Source organism: Candidatus Tisiphia endosymbiont of Mystacides longicornis (assembly GCF_964031095.1).
In the GTDB taxonomy this organism is placed as follows: domain Bacteria; phylum Pseudomonadota; class Alphaproteobacteria; order Rickettsiales; family Rickettsiaceae; genus Tisiphia.
Map to the genome: position 1 here is coordinate 1,172,899 of NZ_OZ035004.1, position 19,333 is coordinate 1,192,231.

Here is a 19,333-nt window from a genome sequence, read left to right on the forward strand (position 1 = left end):
AAGTATAAGATGTCATTGCGAGGAGGTTGCCAGACCGACGAAGCAATCCAGGAAAGTGATTAGAAATGGATTGCTTCGTTGACCTTACGGTCTCCTCGCAATGACTCTTGGTGATCAGGTTTTTTTATTCATCACAAAAAAATCGTGAATGCTCACATCTAAACTACAACTGTAGTACTAAGCAGAACAGGTACGACATACTGGATTGCTTCGTCGACCTACGGTCTCCTCGCAATGACGTATAAGCCTATATAGTCAATTCAGGGGAATTTGGGGCTAGGAACGATGGAGCGACGCCTATAAGTAATAGGCGAGCGACAAGTGACAACGTCCACAACTTCTCATCAATTGACTATATGCCTAAGATACCTTATCTATTTGGTATTCTAATGCCACTTCCTTACCGCAAAAAGCCATAGCGATTTTGATGATTTTCTGAACATGAGAGTATTCTTTTATTTTAGCCTCATATCGTTTTTTTGCTATTTGCTCTAGCCCTTCTCTGGCAACAGATTCTAACTCTTCTGGAGACTTGCATATTTTATATTCAATAATAATGGCGTTGTCTTGCTTTCCAGCTCTAGGTATCAACATAATATCAGCCCTACCGCTACCGGTTTCTCTTTCACTGTCTATTATGTAGTCAGAAGCTAAGGTATTAATCAAACCTAGCATAAAACCACTATAAAATAGCTCAGCTTTTTTCTCGCCAGTTTGGTAAAAACTAGTAGCATTTAACAATAATTCTTGCAATCTTTCTTTAAACTGTTCTATTTTACCTGCCGGCAGCAAAGTAGCAAAAGAATAATATCGAAAATGATCAATTTGCAACTGATCAGTTACCCATTGGAGCATTCTGGCATTATATATATATCGTACCTCTTTATTTGGTACCGACAATTCGTAAATATCTTCTTCTGGTTTTTTAGCAACAGGGTTTAAATAACCGCTAAATAACAACAAGCTAAATAATCCTACTGGCTTGTTGATATCAGTAAAACTAATTTGTTTGACAATCGGTGAGATAATAGCCTTTCCGGCAGCTAAGCTCTGTAAATCTTCCTGCATTCCATCTGACAATAATGCTTTATCAACAAGAGCCGTCCCCCCACTATCAAGCCAATAATGATCAAGTTTGCCTCTAGTATCTAAGCATAACATAATTGACCATGGATTATAAATTACCTCACCACCAAAACTATAGCCATTATACCAAGCTTTAATTTTTTCAGGACTTGTGTCAAGTGGTACTTTGGTTAATAACTCATCAACTTCTGCTTGAGTGAAACCATAAAATTTAGCAAAATTTTCATCTAGCAGAGTATATTCACGAACATTATTTAAATCCGAAAATAAATTAGCCTTAGCAACCCTTAATATGCCGGTTATTACCCCTTTTTCTAAATAAGGATTAGTTTTTAAACTACTGCCAAACATCCCACGGAATATTTTTAGTACGTCGTCAAATTCTTTTAATTTATCACCAAATTCAATGTACGAACTATTGATCGGTGTGTCATATTCATCGATCAATATATAAACTTTTTGACCAAAATGTTTGTACAATACTTCACTCAAAACCCGTAAACTATCTTTTAAGTCTTCCTTATCAAGCTTTCCTGTAAAATATCGATTTAACTTTTCCTTTTGTGCCTCATCTAGTAATTTTTCATCTGTTGTTATATAACGCTTTAAATATCGATGGTTTGTAAATAAATTAGTTACTTGATTTTTTATCCCACTTTCAATTTCTTGGTAATTACTGCCTTTAACATCTTTAAAATTTATGGAAATCACCGGAAATTGACCTTGTTGAGTCATGGCATATTCATTACTGTTAATCTTTAAAGGCTTTAAAGTCCTTTTTCCTTTAATACCTAAATTGATTTCCCCACCGATAAAGAGAATGCGATTAACCCTATCTTCTATAGGTAAAGGAACGCCATTTTGATCCACCTCTATCTCAAAAAATTTCTGGAGCATGTTCATATTCAAGCTCTTACCCCATCGTCTTGGTCTGGTGATCAATATAACCTTACCACTATCTTCCAATAATTCTTTGATCATTAGACTTTTATCAACAAAGACATCACTATTAACTAGCAAGTCATAGAATTCATCGGTACCTATCCTCATTCTTGGTGGTTTATTGTTATCTTTAACAATATTAGTTTTTTTGGTTGATATATTATCAAAAAATTCTACTGTCATATTAAAAATTATTATAAACTTTATTAGGAAATAATAACACAAACAAGCTAGCATAGCCAGTAGATTACGTAAAATAAATTTCTTATATCACATGTAAGATTTTTTAAATTATTGCCCCAATTAATTATAAATAGTAGAGAAAATTCAAAATAAAAAAATAGACCTCTTGCATAACCTAATCTAATTGGTAATTTTGTTGTCAAAATAAGAACTATCTTCTGCACTTAATGGTACTTCTGAAAATAACTCAGAATTATTTGATAATGAATGTTGGTCAAACTTTGTTTCTTCAGAAGTTGTGAAATTATCTAGATAATGGAATAGTTTCGTTAGAATGTCTGTCCTATTATTTGTATTATCCACATTATAATAAGGTATCCTTACTGTCGTATAACCTAGTATGTTTAAAAAGAGAGTATTAATTTCTGTTGCGGCATTATGTTGCTTACCATTGCCAATAAAATGAGAAGGTCCATCTATCTGTATTACTAATTTTTCATTATTTTCAAACACAACACATATATCTACTCTAGTAGCTAATTCTGGTATCCAGTATTCTGAACAGATTTTTGTTGGTGTGCCTTTATATTTATTAGCAATAACCTTAAACATAGATTCTTGTAAATTTGATGTCATCGGATTTAATGGATTCGAATTTATTATTTCGCTAATACTTTTATACTTCTCTTCCTCTAATAATTGATCATTAAATAATGCTTGCAACAAATTTGTTCCTGTCCAAATTTGTATAACCCCTTCTATAGACAACTGATTAAAGTCAAGTTTGTTTATTGCATCTCGTAAGACTTTCACTGTTGATAGGTAATTATTTTGTGTTAACGCAGAGAGTATAGTAAGAGAATAAATACTGTTAGTTAGTTCTTGTGTAGTAAATTCATTGATTTTACCAATAGTCGCTACCTGCCAAACTTCCCATAACTCTGTTGAAGGTTGTATTTTTAGTTGACTTAAAGCATACATACTATTAGCTAAATTTTGACTATTGAAGGTTGTTATCTGCTTTACAGCCGCTTCCTGCCAAGCTTCCAAGAATTTTGCTGAAAGTTGAACCCCTAATTGACTCAAAGCATATATACTATTAGCTAAATTTTGGCTGTTAAAGGTCTGTATCTGCTTTACAGCCGCTTCTTGCCAAACTTCCAAGAATTTTTCTAAAGATTGATCCTCTAATTGACTCACAGCATAGATAGCATTAGCCAGACCTTGGGCATTAAATTTGTCAATTTTATTGATAGCCGCCTTTTCCCAATTTTCCAAAAAATCCTCTGAAGGCGGCACTTTTAATTTACCCAAAGCGCAGATAATAACAGCCAAATTTTGGCTACTAAAGTTTTGCATCTGCTTTACAGCCGCTTCCGACCAAACTTCCAATAAATTTTCTAAAGATTGTTCCTCTAATTGACCTAAAGTATAGATAATACTAGTTAGCTCTTGTGCATTAAATTTATCGATTTTACTTATAACAACCTTCTCCCAACTATTCAAAAAGTTCTTTGAAGGCTGTACCTTTAATTGAGTAAAAGCATAGATAGCATTAGTCAGTCCTTGTGTATTAAATTCGTTAATTTTATTGATAACCACCGCCTCCCAACTATTCAAAAAGTTCTTTGAAGGCTGTACCTTTAATTGAGTAAAAGCATAGATAGCATTAGTCAGTCCTTGTGTATTAAATTCGTTAATTTTATTGATAGCCACCTTCTCCCAACTATTCAAAAAGTTCTTTAAAGGCTGTAGCTTTAATTTACCAAAACCATAGATAATATTAACCAATCCCTGGGCATTAAAATCATTGATTTTATTTATAGCCTCTATCTGCAAGACTTTCGAAAATTCTTTTGAAGGCTGTAGCTTTAATTTACCAAAAGCATTCATACTAATAGCCAATTCTTGGCTTTTAAAGCATTTTATCTTATTTATAGCCTCTTTTTGCCAACATTCCAAAAATTCTTGTGAAGGTTGTCTGTCTTTTAATTGACTAAAAGCATGAACACTATTAGCCAGTCCTTGTGGGGTAAATTGGTAGATTTTTCTTATAGCTGCTGTTTCCCAACTCTTCAGAAATTTTTTTGAGGAATTAATCTCGCAAAGTTCCGAAGTATTTGCTTGCTCAGGTACTAATTGGGACAATGATGCGGTACTAGAATCTCCGCATACACTAGAGCTAGAGTGTGCTGCGGCTTGAGATGAAGCATCTCCTTCAACTCCTTGTGCATCAGCGAGTTTTGCAAGAGATTTATTCAAATATGTATCTAACTTACAGAAACCAGACAAAGAATTGACTAATTCTTGTTCATTTTATTTATGGTCGCTATTTTCCAAACTTCCAAGAATTCTATTAAAAGAGTTATACTGGAATTATCTAAATAATTGGTTCTATAAAACTCTGAGGCACTTGCATTTGAGTGTTCATCTACTAAATTAACACTCGGCTCGTTCACCTCTTGTTTATTGTCGTCCATATTATTTAAATCATTCGAGTATAACTTGCTTAAAGCATAAATACTGTTAGCCAAATTTTGGTTATTAAAGTTTCGTATCTGATTTACAGCCTCTATCTGCCAAACTTTCAAAAATTCTTCTGAAGGTTGTATATTTAATGTGCCAAAAGCATAAATACTATTAGCCAATTCTTGAGGGGTAAATTCTTCTCTGCACCGGATAGCTGTATAGCACCAGTCCTTCAAAAAATCTACAGATGGTTTGAAATAATCCAACTTGCTGAACATAGTAATTATCGTACTAAGCCCACGAGCGTTAAAGCCATATTTATAACCATCTGCTTGATCCCACATAATTTCCCTTGCTCTGTCCTGAGCTAACTTCAAATTATTAACATCTGTAATATTTTTTAAGGTCTGACATAATTTGATTGACCCCATCTTAGCATATAGGTTAAAATTAGATTTACTCATTGATAATACCTTATTGGAATTTTAAAACTGTACTTGAATCTTTTACAGCAACCTAATTAACCTGAATTTGATATAACAAGTTATTCCAAATTCGGTTATATACTCTTCTGCTTTGAAGAATTGGCTCCGCAAAACTTCGGGGTATTCGCGTACTCACGTACTAGTTGTACGCTCGCTCGCTCACCCCTTGTTTTACGTTCCAATTCTTCAAATCATTTGAGTATATCTATAATATAACAGATTTTTTTGCTCCACTAATAGCTGTTTTCATTATTTTTGCGATATTGCTTATTTTTTCATTTCCTAACTTAGTAATTATAGTCAATTCAGGGGAATTGGGTAGCAGGAACGATGGAGCAACGCCTATAAGTAATAGGCGAGCATTGAGCGACGACATCACCAACTTCCCATCAATTGACTATATTATTCTTGAACAAATTAATAATAGAGTACATTGTTATATAACACCCACCATAAATTTAGACCGATCCATTTCTTATAGGATAAAATAAAAATATTTTAATAAAAAATTACTTGACTATTTAAAGCAGGTTATATTTAATTATAATTGTAACTATTAAGGGTAAAAACGTCATTGCGAGGAGTGCGAAAACCGCACAACGAAGCAATCCAGGAAAGTAATTAGAAATAGATTGCTTCGACCATTACATGGATAGGGGTTACAGCTACCTTTTATTTTGATAGATTGGCAAAAGAATGTGGCGGTTATCCTCTAAGTCATAGGAGCATAGCTGTTTGTAAGGGTTTAGCTAGTTAGTAAAAAACAATTATTTGAGTCAATTATGAGTAAATTTATTCAAGCGGATGGAAATAATCACCGGAGTGGTATGGATAATTTGAAGTTAACAATTTTAATTAACTAAATTCAAAGATCACTCATGAAATATTCTAAAAATTTGAAATATCAAAGGACAAATTAAAGATGACCAAATATGTAAGACATAGCGACGGAACATTTTCATCATTACGTAAAGAACAAAAAGAAGCTATTGGATTGCTTTCAATTGGAACATTTTTAGAATATTTTGACTTAATGCTATATGTTCATATGGCAGTGCTGCTTAACGGGTTATTTTTCCCAAAAACCGATCCTGATACTGCAGCATTTTTATCTGCCGCTGCTTTTTGTTCTACTTATGCACTTAGACCCTTAGGGGCTTTTCTTTTTGGTTGGCTGGGCGATAATATAGGGCGAAAATCTACGGTTATCATTACCACCGTATTAATGTCTCTCTCTTGTGTAATTATGGCTAATGTACCAACTTATGAAGAAATTGGTATTAGAGCTGTTTGGATAGTTACAGCATGTAGAATATTGCAGGGTATTACCTCAATGGGAGAAAAAGTAGGAGCTAGTATTTATATTACTGAAATAACCAAACCACCGATACAATATCCAGCTGTAACCTTAATTGGGTGTTTATCTGCTGCAGGAGGAACTTTTGCTTTAGCTATTGCGTCATTGGTTACTTCGCAAGGCTTTAATTGGCGTATGGCATTTTGGATTGGTGCTGGTATAGCAGTGATTGGTGTTATTGCAAGAACGGCTCTTCGGGAAACCCCAGAATTTGCTGATGCAAAAAGACAAATGAAAAATGTATTAGAAAAGAGTGGACTAAGTAATTCTTTAAAAACTAATGCCATTGTACAAGAGAAAGTTAATATATTAACTGTGATTGCTAATTTTTTAACATTATGTGGATGGCCAATATGTTTTTATTTTTCTTACATGCATTGTGGTAATATTTTAAAAAAGTCTTTTAATTACACTGCTGAACAAGTTATTCATCAAAATTTTATTATTTCCATAATCGGATTAATTTGCTACTTTGTATTAGTGTATTTGAGCTACATAATATATCCATTAATAATTCTTAGAGTTAAATTAATAATATTTTCTATTGCAATACTAATATCTCCTTATGTATTAGATCATGTCACCAGTCCTTTCATGCTACTATTAATTCAATTAGTACCTATAGTATTTGGTCCTTCTCAAACACCAGCTATGCCAATATTCTTTAAGCATTTCCCGGTTTTTAAACGCTTTACTTATGCCAACGTAACATATGCAGTAGCACATACTGCTATGTATATTGTTACATCTTTTGGCACTGTATATCTTGTAAAAACTTTTGGTAATTATGGGTTATTAGTTATAGTAATACCATTAATTATAGGATACACTTGGGGTCTGCGTCATTTTGAAAAGTTGGAAAAAGAGGCTGGGAATTATCCAAAGAAAATAACTGGTATAAATCTGGTGTTGGACAATGTGTGATTGTTAGATGTTGAAAGCACATTTTTATAAAATGGTACTTTATTTCTGGCATCCCTAAATATATAGAGAGGACTACAAACTCTCTTAAAGTCTCCTCTACAATTTTCTTAATCTTCTCAGGAGATTTGGCACCAATAGTTTGCATATTATGCAGTCTGTCAAATAACTTAATCAACAATATATCTTTTTTCTTTTGTTGAAATAGTAACTCTATTGTCTCTGCTGCACTGATCTTTCCATATGATTTAACCCTAGTCAAGTCTTCCACCTGACTAGCAACCTGTTCTCCAAAAATGCTTGCAATCATACTTTTGGAAAGTTCTGTATCCTCTATAGTATCGTGCAGTATGCTAGTAACAATAATATCAGTTCTAAAAAGATAATCAGAAGTCATATACGCTACCTCTATTGGATGCGAATAATAAGGTTCACCTGATTGTCGCATTTGACTACCATGGTATTTTTTTGCATAATAAATAGCTTTTTTGACTTCTTTAATATCTATTGGTCGGTTTACTTCCTGGTTCATCTGCATTAGTTTAGTTAGTAACCTATCAGCATATTTACAATTTTCGTATTTGACTTCCCAATCATTAATATCTTCCATTTAAGTATCCATTCCATTATTTTAATAATAAAGTAAATAATAACTAAAAATAAAAATTCTTGCAATAGTTTATTATATATTAGTTTAAAAAAAAGAGTGATTTTTATACTTTGCTATATTTAACTCACCTTACGCATAAACCCCATGACAATTTAAAAATTCCGGAACAAGTACAAAACGTCATTGCGAGCGAACGTACGTGAGCGTGGCAATCCACATATAGATTGCTTCGTCGCCCACTAAAGTGGTTTCTCGCAATGACGCTGATGCAATGACGCCAAGCTATTTTCTATATGACTTTTAAATGCCATGCGTAAGGTGAGTATTTAAGTTACATCCCGTTACAATGCCATTATATCAAAATTATCCAATAGATGATTGGACTTCCCCATTAACTCATAATAATCTTCGCATGGGATTATTTCGCTCTCAGTTCTGTCCAAATAGTCTCTTATATAACCATGATACTTTATTCCCTTAAATAATATTAGGGATTCACCACTTTTATTTTTATATATTTCCGCCGCCATTAACCTAGCATCCTTTGAAGGGTCTTTTAATTCATAAATTTTTCCTGTTTTTCCTTTTAAAAATTTTATCCCTGCTGCACCTTTGTCGTTCTTAGCAAAACCCTTTTCTAAAATAGTTTGCCATCTAGTATATTCATCGTCATTAAGTTGTTCTTTTAATGTAGGGCTAATAATTGCATATAAATTATGTAATACATTAGTTGCCTCTGAAGACTTAATAGGGGTTGTTTCATTAATATACCACCCAGGCGATTGGTATAGATCGAGACTCCCATGTAAAGACTTTTGTTTTATCTCTTGAAAGTATTGATGTATTGCATTTGGCTCTCCAGTATTACATGCTTCAATAAGATCAGGCATATTATAATAATATTTTACTGAACTTTGTTGCCTTAATTCTGGTATTGCTGATGTATTTTCTGAGTTTACTACTGCTGCATTTGCTGTAGGTAAATCTTGCACTACTGGTGGTAGAGTTGCTACTAATGACTGAGATTCTATTGATAATGATTCATATTGATTAATAAGGTTTAAAGCAACAGTTAGTATCGTTTGGTGAAATAAGTATGTTAGATTATTGGGATCATATTCTCGAGCTAAGTTGATATATTCTAAAGCCGTCTTATAAGTAGAGGGGGATGAATACATTATAGATAGTTCTAGAAGTAGCTTAGGTATCTCGTCAGAAGGAAGTTGTTTTAGAATATCAGCATTAAAATTTATACTTCCGCATAAAATTTGTGTTTTTATTTGTTTTGCTAAAGAACAAGTATTTTTAAATTCTTTGTCACGCAGTATCTCCTTTAATATTATTTGCTTGTAATATTGGGTTTGTGCTTTGTTATCTGAGTATATAGCCTTATTAAAGGCAGTAATTACTACATATGCTTTCTCCTGATAAGAAAGATGTATAATAGATGATTTTGGAGGATATATTGCATTATTAATGATTTTGTCTATTATTAAAAGGTGAGGTACTGAATCCTTATGTTCTTCAGCTAGAGTTCGTGATTTGTCCTTATCCTCCAACCTTGAATAGATAACGTATAACTCTAGAACAGCATCTTTACAATTTGGATTTTTTTCATAATATCTCTTGAAGCATATCTCAGCATCTGGTAAATTACCTAGAGCCTTATTTATTATTCCTAAGTTCCAATAATGATTCATAATAAATTCAGATAAATCAGACTTTTTATCCAATGGGTCTAATTTTGATGAATCTTCTTGTGCATCTTTAATGAGTTGACATGTAATATTTAAAAAATCATATGCTTCTTTTATATTACCAGTATTAATCAGAAATTCTGTTATCTTCTGAGAGAGAGCCATTGATTTCTTAAAATATGGCTGATTAACAATAGCATTTAAGATATCTGTAGTTATAGATTTAATAATGTTAGTGTAATCACAAAATATTTCTATTATAAAACTATTTTGATCGATTGATGCTATTAGTTCTAGAAATGACTCTATTATCTTATGTGAAGGTATAGGTTTTCCTATCTTGTATAAATATAATATACCACTAGCTTTAGTGTAAGCTGCCCAAGCAATTTGAGTAGTCTTAATATTATCATCACATTGTATCTTTCTCTGTACATGTTCTCCTGGCATTTGATAGATAATGCCTGGAGTTTTGTTATTATCTGGTACCCAAATATTTTTAATGCCAAAAATATCTTTAATATTTTTAGCAATATTCTTATCGTAATCTCTGTATACTCCGTTCTTTTCCTCTCGTGAAAGGCACAAATTATAAAGCAAGGCTGGCATTGTAAATTTTTCATACTCCTTTAGTATATTTTTTCCAAATATTTTTACTATATCATCAATTGGACCATATCGACAAAGACGCTCTAAGAATTCTTGGTGTTTAGGAGTAAATTTCTTAACCGTAAAATCTTTCTCTTTATATTGTGCAATAAGTAACAGAGAATTCAAAGGATTCTTTAATTCTGAACTTGGTATTATTTGCAGTTTTTTTTCTTTTGACATGAAATGTTCTTTTTTTGGCTATATAATTTTTATGCCGTATTAAACGGGCTATTATTTTATGTCGCACATTATATCAACTGTAATTATTAATGCAAATATTATTTTTATAAAGCGATTATTTTATAATCTCAATTTGTAAATTGATACCATTTATTGTAGATATTGATGCAATTTATTGCCATTTTTCTTAAGCCATAATCTAGCCAACTTATAATCAGGATAGAGTTTTGCCACTAAATGCCAGAAATGTTTACTGTGATTCATTTCCATTATATGACATATTTCATGTACCACTAAGTATTTCAGTATTTTTTTTGGAGCAAAAATAAGTCGCCAATTAAAAGTAAGTTCAGCATAACTGGAACAACTTCCCCATTTGTTCTTATTATTTGTAATTTTTATTGTACTAAAGTTTATATTATATTCTTTACCCAGAAGAGTAGCCAGGTTTATTGCTTCTAGTAACAGTCTATCTTTCAAGAATTTTATTAAGGTACTCTTATGTTGAGAAGGTGGGGAATATATCTGAATAATATCCTCTGCCATTTGCACTTTATTATAATCTGCATCAATATGTAGTAATGAGTATATTCTGTCAAAGACTGTTATAGTATTATTATCTATGGGTTCTTGTTTTGAAACATCTGATAATTTTCGCCTAATCCAAGATTCTTTTTCTAGTAAAAATTTATATCCTGTATTAAAATTTTTATTAGGCAGAACTAGTTCAACTCCTTTATGGTTTATTCTAATGGCAATGCGTTTAGCTTTATTACTACATCTTATTGGAATGTCAATATCATGACCGAGCTTATTTAAAGTAATAAAATTTGGTATTAGTTGCGGTTGATTATTCATATTTAAGATATAGTCAATTGATGAGAAGTTGGTGACGTTGTCGCTCAATGCTCGCCTATTACTTATAGGCGTCGCTCCATCGCTCCTAGCACCAACTCCTCCTGAATTGACTATATATAGTTAATTCAAGGGAGGATAGTGAGCGATGATAAGTTGGTCATCCCTGCTTAACTCAATGTCATATATGGACGAGTGAATTTGTCAACAAATAAAATAAAAAAATAGAGCCACAAAGGAAGCGGTCATTCCCGCTTTGGTACGGAATCTAGCCCCCTGCTTATGCAGGGGTAACACTGAGTCGAACAGGGGACAATTTATGGATTGCTTCGGAGGTTTACACCTCCTCGCAATCTGATGTATCCCCACGAAATTGTTGCAAAATAACACGAGTTGCCAATTAATTGATTTTAGTAAACCCTAGACTTCACAAGGTTTCAAGAACATTTAATCAGGTCAAAAAATGCAATAAATTCTTAAAATTAGAAATTTTTTAAAATACATAGCGTTTTGATTATACTTTTCACGTGTCAAATAGTTCGTAAACTGCTTGACATCTAGGTTTTATGAGCTAACTTAATTGGCAACTCGCGTAAAATAGCAAGAATTTCGTGGGGATACATCAGCTCGCAATGACGTTTTTATGCTGTTTTATACTTATAGAATAAAAATTGTAGGGTGTTATGATAAGTAATAGGCGAGCATTGAACGACAACACCCCCAACTTCTCAATTGCCTATACTAAGTTAACAAAATTCTTAGTTAACTTAGTGGAGTAACAAAATTTCTATAATAAGAAGAAAGGGTTGTATTAATCACTTATTTACAATACATTTTGATAAAATCTCATATGCCTGATCTGGCGTTAGGCTTAATATTTCTGGTAATTTTTTTAAACATTGCATAAACATCTTAGAGTCTTTTTTATAAAGCTCAACAAATTGATTATTATTAGGATCAATTTTGTTAAGCATTTGCGGGGTTTTAGTGTAGAACTCAAAAAGAGTACACCCATCATTATAGTTCATAATGGCTAATAATTGTGCCATAGCTCGAGACGTTTGGAAATGCTGCCAATCTATAGGAGTGTTCCACTTTCCTCCCCAAACACTAAAACCATTTTCAGCGAAAAGATCAATTATTACTTCACTCATCCCAGGTCTAATATTGGTTCGATTGAGATAACTTGATCCTTCTGAAGGTTTTACAGTAACAAGCCCTGCTTGACTTATGTCACTTGGAATAGAAATATAAGGATTTTGAATTGGATTAATGTCAATCGCAAGACCGTATGAATGTACTGAAGGTAAACCGCCTCCTGTAATTTCACGACAACTGAAACTAGAACTATTGTTATCTGCCATACTTCTGTCATCATCACCATCATAATCTTCAATAGTACGCGCTTTAGCAATAGGATATTTTAAATCATATATTTTTTTCAAAATGGCGACAACACGCTCAGAAACAGCATCAAAAACAACTAGTTTTCCATCATGATGTATTACAGAATTAAAATCATAATAAGGGAATTTAATAACTCTCAATCGATTTAGAGCAACTGGACATCCATCATGCCACACTTTTTTCTTGATCATCTCTTGTTTCGATGATTCAGATAAAGGTTCTATGGTAAAATCAGCAGCATTTACTTGCGATATATTTATAAAAAAAATATATAATAATAACAATCTATACATAATAGTATCAAAAATTAGTTAATGTATCTTGAGAGTATCCTAACCCAATAAAAGAGTCAAGCACTTATTGTTATCGACAGATTTTGATAATTAAAATTGTGCTTTAAGTAAAAATATATTATTAAGGAAGAAGCAAAGCTTATGCAGCAGTTGGAGCCGATGGTTTTTTTGCACCAGGCTTAGCAAATAGACCTCTTGCATAACCTAATGCAAGAATTGGAGAAATCGGCAACTGAAGTTTCAACATGTATAGATATAGTCAATTAACCTGAATTAGCGCTGAATAAGCACCCATCGTGCTGTCTATTAGCGAGGAGACGTAAGCCTGCAATCCATTTTAATCGTTTTTTGGATTGCTTTGTCGCCACTAAAGTGGCTCCTCGCAATGACGCTGAGGCTAAATACTAATCGGATTTATAACGTTGCTAATTCAAATTAATTGACTATACAAATAAAAAGACGTAATACAGAGGATTAGTACATTTATGGATAACAAAAAAGATACTACCATAAAAGATAAAAAAGAAAAGCCAGAAGAAATAGGTGGTTTTAAAGGTCAAGAACCAACTATCCATGGAGATTGGCAGCATAAAGGCAGGGTAACTGATTTTTAATGCTGCAATTGTAAATTAATTTATGCCAAGTTTTCATCAAATCAAACTCCTACCATATAATGCCCAAGAATTATTTCACTTAGTTCTTGACGTAAAGTCATATCCTGAATTCTTACCATGGTGTAGGGCTGCTAGAATCATCTCAGAAAATGAGAATCAAATTATAGCTGAGTTAGTAATTCAGTTAAAAGGTTTTTCAGACAATTATCAATCAAGAATTATCTACTCAAATGATTTAAATAAGCAGAGATACTCCATTGAAGTCGAGGCAATCTCCGGACCATTTAAATATTTAAAAAATTTATGGCAATTTTCTCAAGAAGATACTGGTAGTAAAGTAGAGTTCTTTATTGATTTCAAAATGAAGTTTGCCATAGTTGACAAATTAGTTGGTATATTTTTTACTGATGCTACTGAAAAAATGGTCGATGCATTTGAAAAAAGAGCCGATACTATGTTGAGTAAGGTGGGTTCTAACAATTCTTGAAATCACTATAGTCAATTGATGAGAAATGGATTGCCACGCCACCTACGGTGGCTCGCAACGACGACTTTTCTACTTTATTTTCTTAAACTAACGCCTATGTGCAATGACGTGTATGCAACCCAAGCGTCATTGCGAGAAGGCGTAAGCCGACGAAGCAATCCACTATTCATTGCCTCCTTGTTCTCGCTATCTAAATTTCTTGGCAACAAATAACATTAGTATCGGAGCAGATATGAAGATAGAAGAATATGTACCAACTATTATCCCAAAAAATACTAATAAGCTAAAGCTATGAATAGCTTCTCCACCAAATATTACTAAAGCTAGGTTTGCCAACAAGGTTGTCACAACTGTTAAAATGGTTCTAGACAAAGTCTCATTAATACTCTGATTAATAATTTGTTGCATTGTTTTCTGATATGATTTCCGTAAGTTTTCTCTAATTCTATCATAGATAACTACTGAATCATTGACAGAATAACCTATTATGGTAAGAATAGCCGCTATGGAAGTTAGATTGAAGTCTAACCTCATCACACTCATAAAACCTAAACTTAGTATGGCATCATGTAGCAAAGCTATCAGTATACCAAGCCCAAAATACCACTCAAATCTAGCCCAAGTATAAGCCATTATGGCAAGAAAAGAAAGAATTAGAGCCGTTATTCCTGATTTTATCAAATGAGCTCCAACTTGTGGACCAACAAAATCTACTTTACGATATTCAAATTTATAAGGAAATTGGTTGCTTAAAGTCAATTTGATCAGCTCAATATTGTGCATTAAAGTGTCTTCACTATTGCTACCAACTCGTATCGACAAATCATTCTGGTTACCAAAATTTTGCAATACTACTTCACCAATCTTAAGGTTATTAAGTACTTCACGCATTTTGGTTAAATCAGGCGATTGATCAAGCCGTACTTCTATAACAATTCCACCAGAAAAATCAATACCAAAATTAAATTTATAAATTCCTATCCATATAATGCTCACAAGAGACAAAATAATGGACATCGTATAGCTTACTTTTTTAAATCTGATAAAATCAAAATTAACTTGCTCAGGTAATAGTCTTAACGGATATAATTTCATTATTAAATATCTTTAATTTATATACCTAAAGCTTGCCTGTACAATTCTAAGATTGCATCTTGTTCAGCCAGCTTATTTCTATCAAGTTTTTTTAGTTTTAACACAGACTTCATAGCCTTGGTATCAAAACCACTGGAGCTGGCTGCATCAAATACATCTTTTATTGCTTCAGATAATTCAGCTTTTTCTTGTTCAAGCCCTTCTATTTGATTTATATATTGTTCTAATTGTTCTTTAGCTATCACTTCTGTCATAAAATTAAATTTTTTTGTTTATCAAGACATCATAATTATACCATATATTTAGTTAACCCTTCTCGGTTTACCTATAGTATATATTATTTTTATTAGCCACTAAGTAATTTATAGATAATTTTGCTATAAATGCTAGAAAAATCTTTAAAATGCACTCGATTAGCACTTATCCATAGTAAATTTTTGTCTATTAGCGAGACCACTGTATGGTTGTGACAATACATTTCTACTTATTTTGGATTGCTTCGTCATAGCAAAGCTATTCCTCGCAATGACGTTTGAGAAAAGTGCTTCGTCATTGCGAGCTGATGTATCCCCACGAAATTGTTGCAAAATAGCAAGAATTGATAGAATATCATCATTATTTAATGATGAGATAGTAGGTTATGGATGTAAAAACAGTATTAAATGAAGTAATAAAAGAACATTGTCCTTTTATACATAATAATCGTTTAAATACGTTACTTGATGTTGCAGAAGACTTGACAGTAAAAGATAAAAAGATTTATTCGTATTTTACCCTTGGGAAATTTATTATTGAATTTAATTATTTGCATGCCATAAAACCATTGGTAGAACCCCTGGCATCTATTATAAAGACGGAGCTTTGTCGTGCTTAATTTCGTGGGGATACATCACAACTGTTGAAAGTTAGAAGAGGAAGCGGTTTTAGACCGGATAGTTTAAAAGTCGTATGTGGTCAACGTCATTGCGAGAAAGACCGTAGGTCGACGAAGCAATCCATAAAAGTAACCAAAGATGGATTGCCACGACCTACTTGCGTGGTCTCGCAATGACAGAAAACCTATCTAAAACCCGCTTTACCTTCTAACTTTCAACAGTTGTGGGGGATATATCAGGTTGCAATGACGCTTAGTAGTCAGCTTTTTTACTCGTCATAAGGAAATAAATAAAAAATTGTAGAGTACTATGATAATTGATCATTGGAGTTAAAATTATGAAAATTTCTCGTCTTCATAGAATATATAGCAATATCAAACTAATTGAAAATTATTCGTTAAATCTTGCAGAAGACCATAGCCACTACCTTAAAACAGTATTAAGGTTAAAAATTGGTGATCATTTTAGAATCTTTAACGGTATAGATGGTGAGTTTATAGCCCAAATTACCGATATAACAAAAAATAATTTACATGTTGAACTTACTAATATTTTAAGAAAAACAATAATCGAACCTGAGCTTACTTTAGGGATATCGATTATTAAAAGTGATAGAATGTTAGATGCCATAGATATGGCTGTACAGCTTGGGGTGACAAAAATTATTCCATTAATTACAGAAAGGTCTCAATTTCGTAATGTTAATAATCAAAAATTGATGAAATGTATTATTGAATCTACAGAACAATCCGAACGTTTGATCCCGCCCATTCTTATGCCATTAACATCACTTAGTCTTTTCCTCGATCAGAACCTAAATAATTCTATAATATATGCTAATGAAAATGAAGATGAAAATAATACATTATTAAAAATAATGCCTACATCATACTCAAATATTTCAGTTATTGTCGATCCAGAAGGAGGTTTTTCACCGAATGAACTTAAGATACTTTCATTGAGACCTAATAGTTTATCAATAAGTCTAGGAGTGAATGTTTTGCGAACTGAAACTGCCGTAGCAGCGTGTCTAGCACAGATTAAATTATTTACCCAGTTTCCTAGGGTATGTCGTCACGAGATTGTAATTGAATAAATTGTGAAGTTGTTTATACTAATTATAGTAATAGAAATAGGGATAAGAGTTATGAGGCTAGCACATAGAAGACATGATATAAACGATGAACTTTGGAATAAAATACAAAGCCATTTGCCTGGTAGGGAAGGTTGTTGGGGAGGGGTTGCAAGAGATAATAGAACCTTTGTAAATGCAGTAATGTGGATATTTAGGACAGGAGCTCCATGGAGAGATTTGCCACCTGATTATGGGAATTGGAAGAATGTACACAGAAGATTCTGTAGATGGCGAGATAATGGAGTATGGGAGAATGTACTAAATATTTTTATAAATGATCCTGATTTCGAATGGTTAATGATAGATTCTACATTTGTAAAAGCCCATAAAGCAGGGCTTGGGGCAAAAGGCGGGAATCAAACGATTAGCCGCACAAAAGGGGGATCAATACAAAGGTACATATGGCCGTGGATGCGCATGGTATGCCGGTCAGAATTATTGTTACAGAAGGTTCCAGAAACGATTGTACTCAAGCTTGTGAATTAACCCAAAATATAGAGGCAGAGTACCTTATAGCGGATAAAGCTTATGACACAAATAGCATCGTAGAATTTGCTGAGCAAGCAAATATAATTCCTGTAATACCATCAAAAAGAAACAGAAAGATTCAAAGAGAGATAGATAAGGATTTATATAAGTTAAGGCACATTATTGAAAATACATTTCAAAAATTTAAAGAATGGCGTGGTATAGCAACAAGATATGCTAAAAACACAAAATCATACATGGCGGGTCTTTGTCTAAGGGGATTACTAATGTGGGCTAAAATCTCGTGACGACACACCCTAGCCAAATATAAAAAAGATAGCTTTAATTATACAGGATAATGATAGCACAAATATTAGCCCCACTAAGTATAAAATTACAAACCAAAGCCATTGTTTGCATTTCTGAGAAATAAAAATTTTTTTCAATTTACTAATACATTGGGTGATGAGTTGATTTTCCACGGAATATATAATAACAATAAATTGTATAACCTAATATTATCGGTAAAAGTAACGCAGCTCCTACCAACATTAGAGATTGTGATTCGGCTATTGCTGCCGATTGCCATAAAGATATTTGATATGGTACGGTAAAAGGCCAGATGCTTAAAATTAGCCCTAAATAGCCCAGAGTAAAAAGTAAAACTGAGTAACAAAAAGGTTGGTATTCTTTATTTTTATAAAGAGTGGTGAATAACATAAATAAGGTAAAAATAGTTAAAATAGGAATGAATGAGAGATATGCAAAATTAGGCATAGTAAACCAAAATATACGAATTCTCTCGTTTAAAAATGGTACCCATAAACTTACTAATCCCATAAATAACATAACATAAATTAATACATATGCTGCAGATTTACGAGCCCATATTTGCGTATCTTTGTCAGTTTTCATGATAAGCCAAGTACAACCAAGTAGGGCATAACCAAATACCAGAGCAATACCGGTCATCAGAGAAAAAGGGGTGAGCCAATCAAAAGCATCGCCAGCAAATACCCTGCCATCCACTTTAATGCCTTGGATAAAAGCTCCCAGCATAATTCCCTGAAATAAGGCGGCAATGATAGAACCAAAATGGAAAGAATAATCCCATATGTAACGATCCTTTGGAGTGGCTTTAAATCTAAACTCAAAAGCTACCCCGCGAAAAATTAAGCCCAAAAGCATTGCGATAATTGGTATATAGAAGGCTGACATTAAAATTGCATAAGCCAGTGGGAACGCAACAAATAATCCCCCACCACCTAAAACTAACCAAGTTTCATTACCATCCCAAAATGGTGCTATGGAATTCATCATTTTATTGCGGCAATCTTGAGTAGGAGCAAATGGAAATAATATACCAACCCCCAGATCAAAACCATCTAGTAATACATACAGAAATATTGCTATGACAATTAGTCCACCCCAAACTAAAGGTAAATCTATATAGGGGGCAAAGTTAAGCATGGTTGTTGTTCTCATCAATTGACTATAACAGCTATTATACCTGAATTTTAGAG

16 protein-coding genes and 1 pseudogene are annotated in these 19,333 nt (G+C 32.9%); 7 read left to right on the forward strand and 10 right to left on the reverse strand.

Annotated features, from left to right (window positions below):
- Window positions 1-360: 360 nt before the first annotated feature.
- The 3 genes from ACQH6S_RS06000 to ACQH6S_RS06010 all read right to left on the reverse strand — a co-directional run bounded on the left by ACQH6S_RS06000 (window position 361) and on the right by ACQH6S_RS06010 (window position 5,144).
- Window positions 361-2,211, reverse strand: a complete 1,851-nt coding sequence (locus tag ACQH6S_RS06000; RefSeq protein WP_425364419.1) for an AAA family ATPase — start codon at window positions 2,209-2,211, stop codon at window positions 361-363.
- A 180-nt stretch (window positions 2,212-2,391) separates the two neighbouring features.
- Window positions 2,392-4,503 carry an RAP domain-containing protein gene (locus ACQH6S_RS06005; protein ID WP_425364420.1) on the reverse strand — a complete coding sequence of 704 codons (2,112 nt, stop codon included), beginning with the start codon at window positions 4,501-4,503 and terminating at the stop codon, window positions 2,392-2,394.
- 8 nt (window positions 4,504-4,511) lie between these two features.
- Entirely contained in the window at window positions 4,512-5,144 is a 633-nt protein-coding gene (locus ACQH6S_RS06010; protein ID WP_425364421.1) for a hypothetical protein, read from the reverse strand.
- Between the two features lie 284 nt (window positions 5,145-5,428).
- On the opposite strand from ACQH6S_RS06010, the gene ACQH6S_RS06015 reads away from it, so the two are divergent.
- On the forward strand, window positions 5,429-5,656 hold the full coding sequence (locus ACQH6S_RS06015; RefSeq protein WP_425364422.1) for a palindromic element RPE2 domain-containing protein: 228 nt from the start codon (window positions 5,429-5,431) through the stop codon (window positions 5,654-5,656).
- Between the two features lie 431 nt (window positions 5,657-6,087).
- Window positions 6,088-7,446: an MFS transporter gene (locus ACQH6S_RS06020; RefSeq protein WP_425364423.1), complete on the forward strand. Its 1,359-nt coding sequence runs from the start codon at window positions 6,088-6,090 to the stop codon at window positions 7,444-7,446.
- Here ACQH6S_RS06020 and ACQH6S_RS06025 read toward each other — a convergent pair.
- The 4 genes from ACQH6S_RS06025 to ACQH6S_RS06040 all read right to left on the reverse strand — a co-directional run bounded on the left by ACQH6S_RS06025 (window position 7,340) and on the right by ACQH6S_RS06040 (window position 13,136).
- Window positions 7,340-8,053 (reverse strand): HD domain-containing protein, encoded by a 714-nt coding sequence (locus ACQH6S_RS06025; protein ID WP_425360211.1) that lies wholly within the window; start codon window positions 8,051-8,053, stop codon window positions 7,340-7,342. The genes ACQH6S_RS06020 and ACQH6S_RS06025 overlap by 107 nt on opposite strands.
- 341 nt (window positions 8,054-8,394) lie before the next feature.
- On the reverse strand, window positions 8,395-10,581 hold the full coding sequence (locus ACQH6S_RS06030) for a tetratricopeptide repeat protein (RefSeq protein WP_425360212.1): 2,187 nt from the start codon (window positions 10,579-10,581) through the stop codon (window positions 8,395-8,397).
- A 150-nt stretch (window positions 10,582-10,731) separates the two neighbouring features.
- Complete coding sequence (locus ACQH6S_RS06035; protein ID WP_425360213.1) at window positions 10,732-11,487, reverse strand: M48 family metallopeptidase; 756 nt, start codon at window positions 11,485-11,487, stop codon at window positions 10,732-10,734.
- A gap of 764 nt (window positions 11,488-12,251) precedes the next feature.
- Window positions 12,252-13,136, reverse strand: coding sequence for a M15 family metallopeptidase (locus ACQH6S_RS06040; protein ID WP_425360214.1), 885 nt, complete (start codon window positions 13,134-13,136; stop codon window positions 12,252-12,254).
- Window positions 13,137-13,663: 527 nt separating this feature from the next.
- On the opposite strand from ACQH6S_RS06040, the pseudogene ACQH6S_RS06045 reads away from it, so the two are divergent.
- Window positions 13,664-13,750 (forward strand): annotated as a pseudogene (locus ACQH6S_RS06045) (DUF1674 domain-containing protein); the annotation flags it as partial.
- Window positions 13,751-13,772: 22 nt separating this feature from the next.
- A complete protein-coding gene (locus tag ACQH6S_RS06050) occupies window positions 13,773-14,237 on the forward strand; it encodes a type II toxin-antitoxin system RatA family toxin (RefSeq protein WP_094649132.1) in 465 nt (154 codons plus the stop codon).
- Window positions 14,238-14,423: 186 nt separating this feature from the next.
- Here the strand turns inward: ACQH6S_RS06050 and secF are convergent, their stop codons facing one another.
- Entirely contained in the window at window positions 14,424-15,332 is a 909-nt protein-coding gene (gene secF / locus ACQH6S_RS06055) for a protein translocase subunit SecF (RefSeq protein ID WP_425360215.1), read from the reverse strand.
- 17 nt (window positions 15,333-15,349) lie between these two features.
- The gene (locus ACQH6S_RS06060; RefSeq protein WP_094649130.1) at window positions 15,350-15,586 is read right to left on the reverse strand and encodes a DUF2312 domain-containing protein; all 237 of its coding nucleotides are present in this window, start codon (window positions 15,584-15,586) and stop codon (window positions 15,350-15,352) included.
- 386 nt (window positions 15,587-15,972) lie between these two features.
- On the opposite strand from ACQH6S_RS06060, the gene ACQH6S_RS06065 reads away from it, so the two are divergent.
- The 3 genes from ACQH6S_RS06065 (at window position 15,973) to ACQH6S_RS06075 (ending at window position 18,118) form a co-directional block, all read left to right on the forward strand.
- Window positions 15,973-16,206, forward strand: a complete 234-nt coding sequence (locus ACQH6S_RS06065) for a hypothetical protein (RefSeq protein WP_425364424.1) — start codon at window positions 15,973-15,975, stop codon at window positions 16,204-16,206.
- 338 nt (window positions 16,207-16,544) lie between these two features.
- Window positions 16,545-17,303: a 16S rRNA (uracil(1498)-N(3))-methyltransferase gene (locus ACQH6S_RS06070; protein ID WP_425364425.1), complete on the forward strand. Its 759-nt coding sequence runs from the start codon at window positions 16,545-16,547 to the stop codon at window positions 17,301-17,303.
- Between the two features lie 51 nt (window positions 17,304-17,354).
- Window positions 17,355-18,118, forward strand: a protein-coding gene (locus ACQH6S_RS06075; protein WP_425364712.1) for an IS5 family transposase whose coding sequence is annotated in 2 segments (ribosomal slippage) — window positions 17,355-17,712 and window positions 17,712-18,118 — 765 coding nt in all. Because the reading frame shifts where the segments join, the coding sequence is not laid out codon by codon here.
- A 142-nt stretch (window positions 18,119-18,260) separates the two neighbouring features.
- Here ACQH6S_RS06075 and cydB read toward each other — a convergent pair.
- Entirely contained in the window at window positions 18,261-19,280 is a 1,020-nt protein-coding gene (gene cydB, locus ACQH6S_RS06080; protein WP_341749476.1) for a cytochrome d ubiquinol oxidase subunit II, read from the reverse strand.
- Between the last annotated feature and the right edge of the window lie 53 nt (window positions 19,281-19,333).